Annotated in this window: 6 protein-coding genes; 3 read left to right on the top strand and 3 right to left on the bottom strand. The window is 59.8% G+C overall.

Translation table 11 applies throughout. The annotated features are described in order from the left end of the window. Positions 1-16: 16 nt before the first annotated feature. The 3 genes from ACFORG_RS16410 to ACFORG_RS16400 are packed head-to-tail and all read right to left on the bottom strand — an operon-like array spanning position 17 to position 3,049. Entirely contained in the window at positions 17-1,789 is a 1,773-nt protein-coding gene (locus tag ACFORG_RS16410) for a feruloyl-CoA synthase (RefSeq protein WP_386736591.1), read from the bottom strand. Positions 1,790-1,799: 10 nt separating this feature from the next. Next, entirely contained in the window at positions 1,800-2,573 is a 774-nt protein-coding gene (locus ACFORG_RS16405) for an SDR family NAD(P)-dependent oxidoreductase (RefSeq protein ID WP_386736590.1), read from the bottom strand. Further along, positions 2,570-3,049 carry a MarR family winged helix-turn-helix transcriptional regulator gene (locus tag ACFORG_RS16400; RefSeq protein WP_386736589.1) on the bottom strand — a complete coding sequence of 160 codons (480 nt, stop codon included), beginning with the start codon at positions 3,047-3,049 and terminating at the stop codon, positions 2,570-2,572. Before ACFORG_RS16400 ends, ACFORG_RS16405 begins: the two co-directional genes overlap by 4 nt. A gap of 79 nt (positions 3,050-3,128) precedes the next feature. On the opposite strand from ACFORG_RS16400, the gene ACFORG_RS16395 reads away from it, so the two are divergent. From ACFORG_RS16395 to ACFORG_RS16385, 3 genes are all read left to right on the top strand, one after another. After that, complete coding sequence (locus tag ACFORG_RS16395; protein ID WP_386736588.1) at positions 3,129-3,593, top strand: DUF3237 domain-containing protein; 465 nt, start codon at positions 3,129-3,131, stop codon at positions 3,591-3,593. 1,093 nt (positions 3,594-4,686) lie between these two features. Beyond that, positions 4,687-5,622, top strand: a complete 936-nt coding sequence (locus tag ACFORG_RS16390; protein WP_386736587.1) for a helix-turn-helix domain-containing protein — start codon at positions 4,687-4,689, stop codon at positions 5,620-5,622. A gap of 189 nt (positions 5,623-5,811) precedes the next feature. Further along, a complete protein-coding gene (locus tag ACFORG_RS16385; protein WP_386736586.1) occupies positions 5,812-15,627 on the top strand; it encodes a beta strand repeat-containing protein in 9,816 nt (3,271 codons plus the stop codon). The last annotated feature ends 61 nt before the right edge of the window (positions 15,628-15,688 follow it).

Here is a 15,688-nt window from a genome sequence, read left to right as displayed (position 1 = left end):
TTCCGCCCACCCTGTGTCAGGCGAGGATCACATCCCCGTCTCCAGCATACATCTCGGCAATAAGATCCTGGTAGTTTCTACGCATGGCCCTCTGGTTGAGGGAGCCTTTCTCAGTGATCTCACCACGGTCGAAACTCGGCTCTTTCGTCAGGAGCACGGCTCGCCTCACCCGGCTGGCTGAACCGGTGGCTTTTTCTGCCGCCTCTGACAACTTTTGGCCCAAGGCGATGCGCAGATCGTCCGCCGGCATGCAGGCTGCCTTCTCCGACGGAATGACCAAAGCGCCCAGTTCAGCTTCGTTTTCGCCGGTGATCACGGCGTCGCGGATCAGGCCCTCCATCGCATCGACCAATGATGCACGCACCGCACCGACGGCCACCCAAGTTCCGGTGGTCAGCTTGAAGTTCTCGGCCACCCGCCCGTCAAAGAAAAACCCTTTGCTGAGATCGTCCGGATCTGCGGGTCTGAGCGCATCTCCCATGCAGTAAAAGCCCTCGCCATCAAAGGCCTCTGCCGTCTTTACAGGATCGCCATAGTAACCGGGGGTGATACTTGGCCCCTTCAGCCGCAATTCCAGTTTGCCGCCATTGGGCACCAATTTCATAGTCAGTCCGGCGGCCGGAACTCCAACATTGCCGGAAAACTCCTGAACCTCGGTGCATGCCAGCGCAAATGGGGCGGTTTCCGTGGCGCCCAAGCTTGTCGCGAGCGGCACCTCGTGGCCGGTTGTCTTTCGCGCCACGGCGCGCAACCGGTCCCAAGTGTGTTGCGCCATGCCGGCTCCGGCATAGAACATCATACCCAACTGACTGAAAAAGGTCTCGGCCAGTTGGGCATCATTTTCCAACTCTTCGACCAGAAGATCCCAGCCGACGGGCACGTTGAAATACCATGTGCAAGCGATTTCACGGAGGTTGCGCAAGGTCTCGTCGAATTTGCCCGGCGCGGGTTTACCATCGTCGATATGGTACGTTCCGCCATTGGTCATCACGAGATACGACACCTTGTTCCCGGCCGCGGTATGGTTCCAAGGGGCCCAATCCAGTACCACCGGCGGGCGTTTCTCCAGAAAGCGATAACAATCGCGCACCATGGCCTGCATGGAGCAGATCATCTTGTTGGTATTGATGACGGCCTTGGGCGACCCGGTCGAACCGGAGGTGAACAGGTATTTCACCACGGTTTCACCGGACAAACTTGCTCGCGACGCTTGGGCCTTTGCCGGATCGCCCGACAGAAGGTCGTCGAACTGCACCGTGTTTTGACCTTCACGGCTTATCACGGCCATACCCCGTTGACCGATCGAAGCCATCGCCGATGCAAACGCATCGCCGTCCTCGGCATAGATCGCACCTGGTTTTAGCAGCGCGGCGATGTCCTTCAGCTTGGCATGATCCTCGGACACCAGCGAATAGGCCGGACTGACCGGGGCGTATGGAATACCCACATAAAAACATGCGGCGCCGAGCAATGCGTGCTCCAGGGAATTGCCAGACAGGATCAACAGGGGCCTGTCTGCACCCAGCCCCATTGCAAGCAGGCTAGCCCCGATCCGCCGCGCCGCATCCCGAGCCTCGGCATAAGTGATCTTACGCCAGTCATCACCCTTATCCCTTTGCGCGATCCAAGGTTGATCCGGAGTGGCGTCTGCCCATTTGTCCAGATAATCCGCCAAGGTAGGAAGATGGTCCGGTAAAGGGTCTTTCTGCTGCATCAGGGTCGAACCATCCGCGCGGGTGACGATGTCAAACCGCGGTGCCCAGAAATCGGTTGGGTCAAGGGTATTCATTTCGCCTCTCCTACCGCGGCGCCATCCGAATGGCACCATCCATCCGAATGACCTCTCCGTTCAGCATGGGGTTACGGGTGATCTGGCTGACCATGTCGGCAAATTCGTCGGGCGCGCCCAATCGCGACGGGAATGGCACCTGCGCCCCCAGAGACGCCTGAACCTCTTTGGGCAGTTCGTGCAGCAGAGGCGTCAGAAACAATCCCGGTGCAATCGTGCAGACGCGAATACCCTTGTCTGCCAGATCGCGCGCCATGGGCAGGGTCATCGCCACTATACCACCCTTCGAGGCCGCGTAAGCCAGTTGCCCGACTTGCCCGTCAAATGCAGCCACCGAGGCCGTGTTGACGATGACACCGCGCGCGCCGTCTCTGTCGACAGGCTCCGCTGCAGAGATCATAGCCGCAAACTGGCTCGCGCAGTTGAAACTGCCCATGAGATTGACCTTGATAACCTTATGGAACAGGGATGGGTCATGTGCCGCGCCACGAGAGACCGTCTTGGCGGCGCCACCGATCCCGGCGCAGTTCACCAAGACACGCGGCATGGTCAGCGCACGACCGGCCGCTTCGATACCCTTGGCAACTGAAACCGGATCAGACACGTCGACCGAGAAATAGTGTCCGCCTATCTTCTCGGCATGTACACGGCCCGCCTCTGCATTGAGGTCGAAAAGCGTGACAGTGAGCCCGTCCTGCGCCAGCCGTGCTGCCGTTGCCGCTCCCAAGCCCGATGCACCGCCAGTGACGATGGCCCCGTGTCCGGCCCAATTCAAGATCGTCATTGCTGCTTCTCCAATCCCCGGATCTTCTTGAGCAGCGCCAAAAGTGTGGCCCTTTCAGAACTCGTCATATCCGAGAAAAGGCGATCTTCATGTGCTCGCACGGCCTGGATTGCCGCGTCATAAGCTGCCCGTCCCGCATCGGTCGGAACAAGCGCTTGCACACGGCGATCGCCGGGAACACGCGCGCGCCGCAGGTGTTCCCTAGCCTCCAGCTCATCTACGATCGCAACCAGGCCCGAGCGTTCGATACCCATCATTCGTGCAAGTTCGCTTTGAGTGATGTTCGGATACTTCACGCAGAGAGACAACGCCGTGAACACCCGCGCAGACATGCCATCCGCACCCAATGCGTCGCGAAAATCCGATTGCACGATGATGTAGGCGCGCTTCAGGTTGTAGCCGATCAGATCCTCCAGATCTGAACGGCTGTGGTCAACACCGGGGCGTTGCGCGCCTTGTGCAGCCTCACGTGACATGGCGGTCCTCCTTCGCTTGGCAGTTTAAATGAAGACTGTTACATTGGTAAACAATTAATTCAGTGAAAGGCATGCCCTCATGCTCCTGCCACGACCAACGCTCACACATGTGTGTCAACTCAACGTGGATCTCGATCCCATCCTCGAAATGGGCGCCGGGCGCGCTGGAAAGCGCCGGATCATCCCCATCATAGGGGGGCAGGTCACGGGCGAGAGACTGTCTGGTCACCTTCTCAACCTTGGAGCTGACTGGCAGACGATCTTTCACAATGGTCTTGCTGAACTCGACACGCGTTATGCGATGGAAACAAATGACGGGGCGATCATCGAAATCACCAACTACGGGTATCGTCATGGGCCGACGGAGATTCTCGATGCAGTCGCCCGAGGCGACGATGTCGACCCTTCATCCTATTACATGCGGACCCATGCCCGTCTTGAAACAGGCGACGCGCGCTACGACTGGGTTAACCGAATGCTCTTTGTCGGCGTCGGGGCACGCATGAAGCAATCGGTTCTGGTGGACCTCTACGCAATGGAATGACAGCAAATCCGTGCCTGACGAGTTGTCGTGGCTGGTGCACGCATTATTGGCCTTATCCAAGGAGCGCGTTTTCGTTTAGCTATCAGTTTTTCGCGGCCGCGAGGCACCACTTGAGGCCGCCGCTTGAGAACGCGGACGTGTGAATGGCGGCGGACATCGGCCAACGGCGCGTTCGCCGAATTCGCCTGGGTATCTGCTCAGGCCGTTGAAACGGACAACAGGATTTTCCGCCGCTCATCCTATCGCTTGCGGCTACTTGGTTCTAATCAGTACTGGGCCCTTCGCGATCTTGGTTGGCCTTCGCGTTAAATCTGAACAAACTAGGAGCAAGAGAACGATGACGGCCAGCGCAGTATTGATACTTGTGGGCATTATTGTCGGATCATGCATTATCGGCGGTGCAGTTTACGAAGGGCTTTCCAAAATCGCTGAAGCCCTTGAGGACAAGGCTAACGCCTAAAACTCTCCATGCTGCGAAAGCAACTCAACGTCGCATGAATCCCGCCTGGGGTACGAATCACTGGAGTGCAGTGGTTTCGCACCCATCTCTCCGGCGACGGGAAAAGACCCTTCGCAAGCTAGGCTGCGCTGCCGCCAAAAGAGGCAAAATCGGACCTCTTTTGCGCCCATACCGTGCGTTCCGACATGTCAGGTGACAAGCCTGCCCAGCATTTTCCAACTTCATGCTATGATGCTTTAGGGGTATCTGCTGAAAAAAACACGATTTGATTGTCATGGTCAGCTCTCGCGAAACGCGCATGGTTGTGACGGCCGCACAGGTCCGTCCCGGCACCCGCGCCCTTTCGTTTACGCAAGACTGCATCAACCAACACAGACCAACTGCACTCGTCGCGAGAAGGCAGATGCCTCTCACCACGCTGCGCGTAAGTGGTCCAATGACCCGGAAGCACCTGAAGGCACGACCGCCCAAGAGACAATCCCAAAAGGTGCCCGCTGCTAACAGAACTGACCTGGCAGTATTGCGGCGGTTCGGAGCCATGCCCGTTTGTTTGGCTTCGACACCGCCCGCGTCCGTACCGCCCAGACGCACGCGCGCCACTCGCCGAAGTGCAGCGCAGGAGCGAGAGGCCTCATGACAATCCATGATGCAGACTGGTTGCAGGGGTTCGATCTCGATATCGACACCGCCCATGACCTGGCACGGCCGTTCTATGCCGTGAATACGTTACAAAATCAGCCCGAACTCCAGATTGCCGCCCGTCTCGAGCCGTACCGGAACCTTGTCGCCACCGCCGTGCAACTTTCGGGTTTGCGCATCGACCGAGACGGGCGTCATACTCGCGGCGGCCTTGAGCCGGTCTTGTTGATCGAAACCTACCGAACAGGATCGACGTGCGGTATTCAGGGCCCTCAGCGCACATGTGTCGATGCCAACACCGTTCACATAATCGATTTTTCTCGCCCTTATGCTGGCATCGTAAAGGATGCCCGGGGTATCGGCGCTTTGATACCCCATGCCGCGCTGCAATACGATCCCTCACACGATCCTAGCTATCTGTCATTCCGCAAAGACACTTCGCATGGCGCAGGGCTCGGACTCGCGCTGGAGCTTTTCGTCGAAGAGGTCATGACTGGCCTGACAGTCCAGGCCGAACTCAAGGCGCAGACGCTGCTTTCACTGATACGCGCCGCGCTAGACGGCGAAGCCGCCAAGGCCGAAGACCCGCAACAAGACCTCTCTCGCGCGCTGCTCGTCGAGCGCTACATCGCCAAGAACGTGGGTCGTGAGGATCTTGGAACGGAACGAATCTGTCGTGACCTCGCGATGTCGCGCGCAACGCTGTACCGGGTTTTCGGCAAGGGTGGGATTGAGGCGCGTGTGCGCGACGAACGGCTCGACCGTTGCTTGGCAGACCTCCTTCGTGCTCCGAAATTCCATGGCGCGGTGCGGCAGGTCTCGAACCGGTGGGGGTTTCACGACGCGTCCAACTTTCGCCGGGCCTTCCACACTCGATTCGGCGTTTCACCCTCGGACTGCATCGCGCAAAGCGCTTTCGAGACAAGTTAAGGCGCGTAGATTGAGACGCTGGGACCACGACGCGCACCGGATTCGGCGATATCCTGCCTAAGAACTTCGTGAAGCGCTTGTCTGTCCTCGGTCTTGCCGCGCGCTGACGTCCCTCACGCGTCAGACGGCATCATGCGCCGGGTCTGACTGGTGTTTGCCTGAAAAGGAAGAACGCTCGGGGAGGTCAAAATGGCATTATTCGTGGTCAGTGCAACGGGACTTACGCTCAATCAAGCGGTTGCGGCGGCAAATTCGGACAGTAGCGAAGCCCATACCATCCGTTTCGACGACAGCATGAAGGGTGTCACTCTCACGAACTTCACTGCGATGCGCCTGTCTGGCGACATAACGATCGACGGCGATATCGACGGCGACGATCGTGCGGATGTCACCCTGGACGGACGATACCGCAGTTCCGCCTTCGTAATCGACGGCACGGGTACGGTGGTTATCGAGTCTCTGAACTTCACGCAGGCGACCAACGCTTTCGGCGGGCCGAGCGCGATCGAGGTCTTGGCCGGCGGCGATCTGACGGTTCGGCACAGCACCTTTTTCGATACCGCAGCCACCAACGGCGGCGCGATCGACAATGCGGGCACGCTGCAGGTGGAGGGCTCACTATTCAAGAACAACTTCACAGTGCGCGGTGGCGAAGGCGGTGCAATACGAAACCAGGAGGGCGCGACACTCGAGGTGAAAGGATCGACCTTCTGGGGTAACGTCTCCGAAGGCCCGGGCGGCGCGATCTACAATGCCGGTCAGGCGACGATCATCGACAGCACCATTACCGGCAACGACGACCGCAGTGGCGTCGGTGGCGGAGGCATCGCGAACGCGTCAGCCGGAACCCTGAACCTTTCAGGTAATCTCATCATCAGCAACGAGGGTACCACACCGACTGAGAGTAATGTTTCAGGTACGTTTACCGAGACCGGCCCTAACCTTCTGACGCTGGTCGGTTCAAGCCTCGGTCAAGTCTTTGAGGGCACGACCAGCACCTCGGGCGTACCTACCGGCATCCTTGCCGACAACGGCGGACCTGTTCAGACGGTCGCGCTCAATACGAATGCCGGCAACCCGGCACTCGACGCCAACACCAGTTCTGAACTCACCGATGGTCGTGGCGCCATTCGCGGGGTCGACCTGACTGGCATCAACAATGGCGGCGTGGCCGATCTCGGCGCCTTCGAGGCCGGTATCCCGGTGGTAACGGTCACGGCGACGACAAGCCAGACCGAAGCAGCGGCCTCCTCCGTGCCGGCATTTACCCTGAGTCTGCCTGCGCTTTCCGGCACCGACACGCCCGCCGGTACATCGACACGGGTCCACTTCTCCATCTCGGGTACGGCCGAGCGTGGCACCGACTACAGTGTGACACTTGGCGGACCGGCGCAGGTTCAGGCCGAAGGCGGCGATCGGTTCAGCGCAGTCGTTGCCTATGGCGGCAGCGCGGTGATTTCGGTCGGCGTGGTTAACGATCCGCTGGCCGAAGGCGACGAGTCCATCGTGCTTTCGCTCGAACCGCCTACTCCGAGCGCCTCCCCCTCGAATGCCGGCTACCTGGTCGGTTCGACCAATGTCGCGACCTATGTAATCGGCGATGACGATCCAATTCCCGCGCTGTCGATTTCCAGCGCTCAAACGGCTCTGAGCGAAGGCGGGGTCGATCTGACCGTAACGATCTCCGTTGACGGTGGCGTACCGCCGTCATTGCCCCCTGTTGCTCTTGTGCAGGTGCCAAGTACCGGCGACTTTGCCGATCCGGTCGCCAAAACTGTCACCTTCGCACAAGGGGCCACCAGCGCGACGGGCATATTCACGGTCGCCGACGACGTGATCGTCGAACCGCTCGAAACCTTCGCGGTAGAGCTTGTCGCGCCGACCATCGACAATGGTGGCGCGCGCTACACGCTCGGTACGACGTCGACTTTCGATGTTACGGTCGCTGACAACGATGCCGATCTGCTTTTTACCGTCGGCCTTTCAGCAGGCAAAACAGTAAGCGAAGGCGCCACGGGCAGCGATGCCGCGCTCGCGACGGTGTTTCTGACCGATGGCGGTGGCGTGGCAAAGGCAGCCCCGGCAGGAGGTCTGACGGTGAGCTACACCGCGACCTTCAACGGACCATTCGCTGCCGCCCGTCCCGATGATTTCGTGCCCCTCAGCGGCCGATTGTTCATCCCCGAAGGGGAAACGCAGGGTGACATTCTGATCAGTAGTCTCGACGATATCATCGTCGAAGGCGATGTAAGCTTCGACATCGCACTGTCGCCCGCATCCGTTCGCGGTGCGAACGGCAATTACGATGTCGACCCGGCCGCAGCCACTGCAATGGCGACGCTTGCGGACAACGATACGCTCAAGGCAATTGTCACGGCCGTCGATGTCACTACCGACGAAACCGGAACCACGGCCGAGGCAACTGTCCGGCTGACCGCCGAGGTACCCGATGGCCGGATCTATGTCGTCGCCTTTTCCTCTGACGACACATCCGAGGTCACCGTCGCCACACCATTTACCGAACCTGCCGGGGCAGTCGGCGGCGGCACGGCCGATTTCATCGATCTCATGCTCGAATTCGGCACAGTCTCGCCGGAAGCCGCTGCAGTCCTGCCCGCTTCGGCGGCCACGGCAAACAATCTGATCGTGTTCCGCCCCAACGAAGGAGACAACGAAGGCCTGATCTTCTCTGACACCAATGGTGATTTCGACGTCCTGAAAACTGCTAGATTCCAAGGGCAGGACGATGCGCTCGCCGATGGCACGCAGTTTGCGGGGATTACTGCGACCATCGTCGAATTCAACGCGTTCAGTTTCGGGGTAAATGTCGTCGGCAGCGTCGATCTCTTCGGAACGGATGGCAGCCCCGTAACCGACATCCAGGTCGCCAACGTCGATGACGACTCGCCCGGCGTGTTGGTATCGGATGTCACCGGCTCGGTGAGCGAGGCCGATCTGGCCCAGACGGCGACCTACCAAATCCGGCTTGCCACCGACCCCGGTGGGACGGTCACCATTGACCTTGCACCAGATGCCGATGTGGAGGTTTCCACAGACGGGGCGACCTTTGCCTCGGCCGGGCAGATCACCCTGAGCGACACCACCGCGCAAACCATAACTGTGCGCGCGGTGGACGATGGAGACGTGGAAGGAACGTTGGGCGCGCTGATCAGTCACGCGATCAGCAGCGGCACGACCGATTATCCAACCTCCCTCAACATCCTAGACGCAACAGTCCGGGTTGTCGACGACGACACGCCGTCCGCCACCCTAGGGACCGCCAGCGCGGCCTCAGAGGAGTCCCTCATCAGTGCGTTCGTGCCGATCATCCTGAGCGCGCCTGCGCCGGTTGGCGGGCTGACGGTTGCCTACACCGTCAGCGGGGCCACCACGTCGTCGGTACAGACCGCCACGCCGGGCACCGACTTTTTCAATCTCCCGGGTACGATTTTCATTCCCGCGGGCGTGACCGGCGCCAATCTCGAGATCACGCCGCTCTTTGACGATTTCGACGAACAGCCGTTCGAGGAACTGACGATCACTCTCGACACAGGAACCAACTACCAGCTTGGCTCCAAAACTTCCGAGCGTGTCTCGATTTTCGACGACGATCAGGCGGGCTTTCTTGTTCTCGAAAGCGGGGCAACCACCATCATCCCCGAAGGCAGCAGCGACAGCTACACGATCCAGCTTACAAGCCGTCCGACAGCAGATGTCACCGTGATGGTAAATGCGGGCGGCAATGTTCAGCCGACTTCGGCCACCCAAAGCCTGACCTTCTCATCGGCAAACTGGGACACGCCACAGACTGTAATTCTCGAACTCGGCAATGACGACATACCCGGCTCGAACGGCGGGCTAGAACAGATAACCCACAGCGTGGCGAGTTCGGACCCCGATTACGACCCGACGGCCGTTTTCCCGGTGATCCCGCGGACGGTGGATGTGCAGACCGTGGACGGTGACGTTGCGCAAATCGTTTTCGTCAATGATGGGATCTTCCTGTCCGAGGATGGGTCGACCGCCAATGACAGCTATTCGATAACGCTTCTGGCCGCGCCGACGGCGGATGTGATCATCTCTGCGCAAGTGCTCTCGCCGACCCCGGCACCGCAGTTTGCCCTCACCCCCTCCAATAACGATGGCAACGGTAACCTCGTGCTGAATGCCGGAACGTTGTCGGGCAATTTCACCGTCGCACGGATTGAAGACGACGTCGATTACACCAATCTGTCGCCTTCGGACTTCCAGATCGCACACACGGTCACCAGCGCGGATCCGAATTTCGATGGTCTGAACCTGCCTACGATCCCAGAAATTACCCTGACACAGGACGACGCTGCCGGCTTTACCGTTACGCCGCTGGACAGTGCTGACACAACGGTGGTCGAGGGTGAGGCCGACAGCGATGGCTTCACCGTCCAACTCGATTCCGAGCCGCAATCCGAGGTGCGCATACAGCTCGACAGCGCCTGGCCCACGGCGACCGACGCCGGTGCCCTGAACATAGACGTAGATGGCGCGGCGCGCGGCACCGCGACCGAGCTTGTGTTCAATGCCTCGAACTGGAACACACCCCAGACAGTGACCCTTTCCAAAGTCGTAAGCGACGACATCGCAGGCGAGCCCTTCACTGTCGACCTGATCAAGGGTTTCACGACCGTTTCACCGGAATATGTGGGCCTTAGCGCACCAAGCCTCAGCGTCGATGTGGTCGAGGACGATGTCGAAGGTCTGACCATCACGGAGACGGGTGGAGGCACCCAAGTGGTCGAAGGCGGCAGCAACGACAGTTTCGACATCGTTCTCGATAGTCAGCCGACTGAGACTGTGACGATCCGCGTGACCGGAGACACCGGTCAATTTGAGCCGATCGCCGATCTGCTGTTCACACCTGAGACCTGGGACATACCGCAGACCGTCGCGCTCACTGCGCTCGAAGACGCAGACGTGGGTGATGCGACCTACACGCTGGGCATCGACGCGATCAGCGCCGATCCGAAATACGACGTGCTTAGCGACAGCCTGGCGGTCACCGTGGAAGAACTGGCCAACCGCGCAGAGCTGGCAGACGGTCTGAGCACTGCACTCACCGACATCGCCACGACGGTCAATAGCACGCTCAACCTGGAATTGCCGCTATTCGATGTGGGTGCTGTCCTGCCAGACTTCTTCGAAACCTTCACCAGCGTGCTCGTAGACATAGTACGCAACGACCAAAGCGGATCCATCGCTGCCCTTGGCGCTGCAATGGCAAATGGCATCGAAACCGCCTTCAGCACCGCCGGCATCACACTCGACGCCACCGTTACACCGACGATCAGTCTTGGCGAAGTAGCTTTCGACATCACGCTTGGCAACGAATACGCGACCAGCCTGCCGCTCAGCGCCGACTTCGGAGTGCCGGCCGTTGGCTTCAACGTCGAGGGGACCATCGATCCAAGCTTCAATTACCAACTGGCATTGGGCTTCGGCATAAGCGAGGAACAGGGCTTCTTCCTCGACACCGCGACCACGGGCTTCACCGCAAGCGTCGGCGCGTCGCTTAATGACAGCTTCGCGGCGAGCGGCAATATAGGCTTTCTGGGTATCGAGGCGACCAACCGAACCGACGACGAGGGCGACAGCCTGACCGGCGCAAGCGTCAATCTCGGGCTCGCACTCAACGATCTCGACGGCAACGACGGCACGTCCCGCGTCGCCATCGACGATTTTGCTGCAGCAAGCCCGAGCGACGTCTTTGGGCTAAGCTTTGATGCCTCGGCCAGTCTGGGCCTTGCCGTCAATACCACGCTCGGTGCCAATGCCGTCCTGCCGAGTTTCGGCTTTGACCTCGACGGGACATGGACAGCTCTTGAACTCAATGATCAGGGCGTCTTCGAGATCGGCGCCGCACCAACGCTGGCGTTCAATACGATACAGGTCGATACCGGCGAGTTCCTGACCAATTTCGCCGACCCGGTTTTTCGACGGATCGACGCGATCATCGATCCGCTGCGCCCGGTCATCGACATTCTTCAGACCGATATCGTCGTTTTCGACCGGCTCGGCATCGATCGCATCCGTGGAACGACCATCGACAGCAACGGTGACGGTTCGGATTCCCTCGTCGAGGTGCTCGAGGCGTTCGGCGGCGGCACGACGCGGGTCTCGGGCTTTGTCAACGCCATCGACAATATCGCCCAGCTCTCGGCGGACATCATCGACCTGCTCGACGATGCCGATGCCAACGGCACCAACATCATAATCGATCTTGGCTCATTCGAACTGGGCCTGAGCGACGAGAATTTCGACGCGGATCCGAATGATCCGGACTTCGACGATGCGAAGTCCGGCGTTCAGAACGGATCGACCTCTTCGGGCACCGGTCAGGTCGGCTCCCAGATCGACAACAGCACCACGCTTTCGTCCAAAGCCAAAGCACTATTCAACAACCTGCGCGGCAACGAATTCCTGTCCTTCCCCCTGTTGACCGATGCGGAGAGTGTCTTCGATCTCCTTACCGGCACCACCGATGTCTCGCTCTTTGAGTTCGACGTGCCGGCACTCGAGGTTGGCGCGTCGTTCGGCGTGGGCTTCAATGTCTTCGGCGTGCTCAAGGGCGATCTCGGCGTGAATGCCAGTATCCTTGCGGACTTCGCCTTTGGCTTCGATACCCAAGGATTTTTCGACTGGGCGAGCTTCGACTTCCTTCCGTCTGAGTCGTGGCGCATCTTCGACGGCCTGTTCGTCAGCGACGTGGACGAAAACGGCGAGGACGTACCCGAGATCGTTGCGACGCTCGACTTCTCGGGCGGGGTCGAGGCCAACCTCTGGGTTGCCAAGGGTTACGTACGTGCGGGCGTAGAGGGCACCGCCACCGTCGATTTCCGCGACACGGGCGAAGCTTCGGGAACCGGCGACGGCAAAATCCGCGCGATTTCCGAGATCGGCGCCAATCTGGCGACACCATGGAACCTCTTCAATCTCGCGGGCGCGATCTCGGCCTACGCAGCTGGCGAGGCCCGCGCATTCGGCGTGAAGCTCGGCAGCTTCTCTGTCTCCAAGGAACTCATACGCATCGAATATGGCGCCGACGGCCTTTCGATCTCGACGGTATTCGACGGCCCGATCATCGGCGGCGTGGCCTTCTTCGATGCCAACTTCAGTGGCGTCCGCGACCCCGACGAACCCTTCACGATCACGGGCGCGGACCCGAACAACCCCGATATCGGCCTCTTCGATCTCGCGGTGCCACTGGAAGTCTACGATCACAACGGCAATGGTGTCATCGACCCCAATGAGGGCCGTATAATCGTACTCGATGGCTACGACCTCGATACGGGCGACATCCAAGTCATTCCATATGTGACGGCGGCTGGCTGGACCGTGGCCTCGCCTCTCACACTTCTGGCGATCGAGCTTGCGCCGATCGACCCTGCTGCGGTTGAGACGAGCTTGGAAAGCGCGCTCGGCCTGCCGGCCGCCTTTGATCTGCGCGGCGGCGATCCGCTTGCGGGGATCCTCGCGGGCAATAGCGACGCGGCTGAGGTCTTCAAGGTTCTGGCGCAGCTGCAAAACCTGATCATCCTCGGCGCCAATACGCTGGGCGATGCCAATGACCCAACGCCCGGAGAGCTGATCAGCGGCAATTTCAACGCCTCCGGCCCGGATTTCCGCGAGGAGGGTGCAATTGCTCTGGTCAATGCGCTTGCAACGCTGGTGAAAGCAGGCACGAGTATTGATCTCAGCGATGGCGCGCGGCTGACAGCGCTTATCGAGACGGCAGGACTGGCCATCGGTCAGACACCGGTCGGGCTAGGCGCTGCAGTGGCCGACCTCGTTTTTCGCAACACTACGATTGCCGGTGTAAGTGGCACAGGCGTCGCGGCTAGGGATGCAATTGCGGACGAGATCGCCTTCGAACAATCAGACACAAGCTATGGCTACACGCTTGAGAACGTGTTCGCCCGGCTTCTCGGAGCCTCGGTTCCGAAGCCAAGTGTCGATACAGCTGCTGCGCAGGTCGAAGCCGCGCTTGGTCTTGGCATCGACATCTCCAGCTTTGACACCATAGGCGAGTTGCAGAACGGCAACGCCGATGCGCTGGATGTTTACGCCAAGCAGGTGGCGGTCAACGCCACGCTCGTGCAACTCGCTGAGCTGTCCAACGGCGCCTCGGGCGGCGGCTCGGAACCTGCCGCCCTTGCTGCGCTGGTCGGGGAAGTGAGCGGTGCCTCGACTCCGCTCGATCTGACCGATCCTGCCCTCATCGAGGCTTTGATCACCGAGATCGGCGCAGGTGTGAGCCCGGAAGCCACGCAGAAGGCGGCGCAAGTGATCGCGGGCTCCAACCGCGAAATGTTCGACATCGCAGAGAATGCCGGACCCAACCCAGATCTCAGCGCCCTGCGCCAGCAGATCGCGGAGGTGCAGACCAAGGCCCAAGGTGGACAGGCTGGGCTGTTGGGCGAGCTTGGCGGCGGCAAGATCGATGAGTCTGAGTTCGACGAACGTCTCGTCCTCGTACAGGAGGCGCCTGATGTCGGCGTCTTCGAAATCGACACGGACGAGGAAACGGTTGCGATTCAGAACATCTTTGACGGTATTGACGCCGACGTGTTGGACGCGATCACTATCGCCGAGATTGCCGACTTGCAGGACGCGCAGGGCACTCCGCTCAACCCGGTCACCGGCACAAGCATCACGCTGGCCTCGGGCGCGCTTGTCACGCTGTTGCCCAACGGCCAGTTGACCTACGACCCCAACGGGGCTTTCGATGCTCTAAACAACGGCGAGCGGTCACTCGATGCCTTCAAGATCCTGTTCCAGACCGCCGACGGGAGTTTCGACGGGCGCGTTGCCGTCACTATTGATGGCCTCGATGGTGTCTCGAATATAGCGCCTGTCGCAGCCGATATCGCTCGTGTCGTGGAATACAACAGGACGACCACGATCCGGTTGGATACGACTGCGTTGAATATTGATGGCGACAACGGATCACCACTGGTCACGGACGCCGACGGCGACACGATCTCGTTGTTATCGATTGACTTGGCAGGCGTCGTTTCCGATGCAGGTGCTGCGGTGAGCAGTGAAGGAATCGTTTTGAACCCGACGGGCACCTTCGCCTATCTCGCCGGCGACGAGACGGCGTCGCTTGGCACTGCGACCTACACGGTGAGCGATGGAAATGGCGGAGAGGACACTGGAGAGATCGCACTGAGCATTACCGGCGACGACGATCTTTTTAACACCGGTGGCCGGTTCTCATTTGTCATGAACACCAATGGCGGCGCAAATCGGTTTGGCTTCGACGGCGACGATTTCTTTGTCCAGGGCAAGGATGTCCGCGGGCGCGAGAAATTCAACGAATTTGACGACCTACTGACGCGCTCGGCAGAGCTCTTTAGCGGCGAAATCATAGCGGCCGGGATCATCGACGATCAGGCCCTGCCGTCCGGCAACGGTCCGCAAAGCGATGTGACCGGCGCCAACACCGTGGTCATCTCCGGCAGCGGAATCGACGGGATTTACGAGATCCAGTTCGACAAGGCGCGCCAAGCCGACCGGTTCGACTCCTTTTTCGAACGGATGTTGACCCGGATTGATGACAAGGATGTGGTCGCGAACGATGCCACTGATTTCCGCTTCGATATCGGGGATCTGCGCATCTTTTTTGATGACGACGTGTTCGAGTATGGGCTGACAACGGATGGCGGCCAGTCTCAGGGCCGGTTTGGCGACCTTGAACGGTTCGTCGAAGCCATCGCAGAAGAGTTCGGAGGTGTTCAGCTATACGACGGCAGATTCGCTCCGCAGCGCATTGCAGACGGCCGCGAGCCTTGGGTGGCCAACTTCTTTCACGACGATGTCGTCATCTTTGGCGCTAACGTACGCGGTGTCTTCCGCTTCGATTTCGAGGACCGAGAAACCGCGCGCATGGTCGAGCAAGGCTTTGAGGATTTGTTCGAAGCGATCAGTAGCAATGGCATAGTCGCAGTAGATGATGCGCCGCTTTCATAACACCAACGCGTTGCGTCCGGCCCCTAAGCCCAAACCGGGGCGCGGTCCATGTGAGTAAATG

The sequence above is a fragment of the Lutimaribacter marinistellae genome, from assembly GCF_042648365.1.
GTDB classification, from domain to species: domain Bacteria; phylum Pseudomonadota; class Alphaproteobacteria; order Rhodobacterales; family Rhodobacteraceae; genus Lutimaribacter_A; species Lutimaribacter_A marinistellae.
The sequence above is the reverse complement of the archived record's forward strand: the minus strand, read 5'-3'. Positions and strand labels throughout refer to the sequence as shown.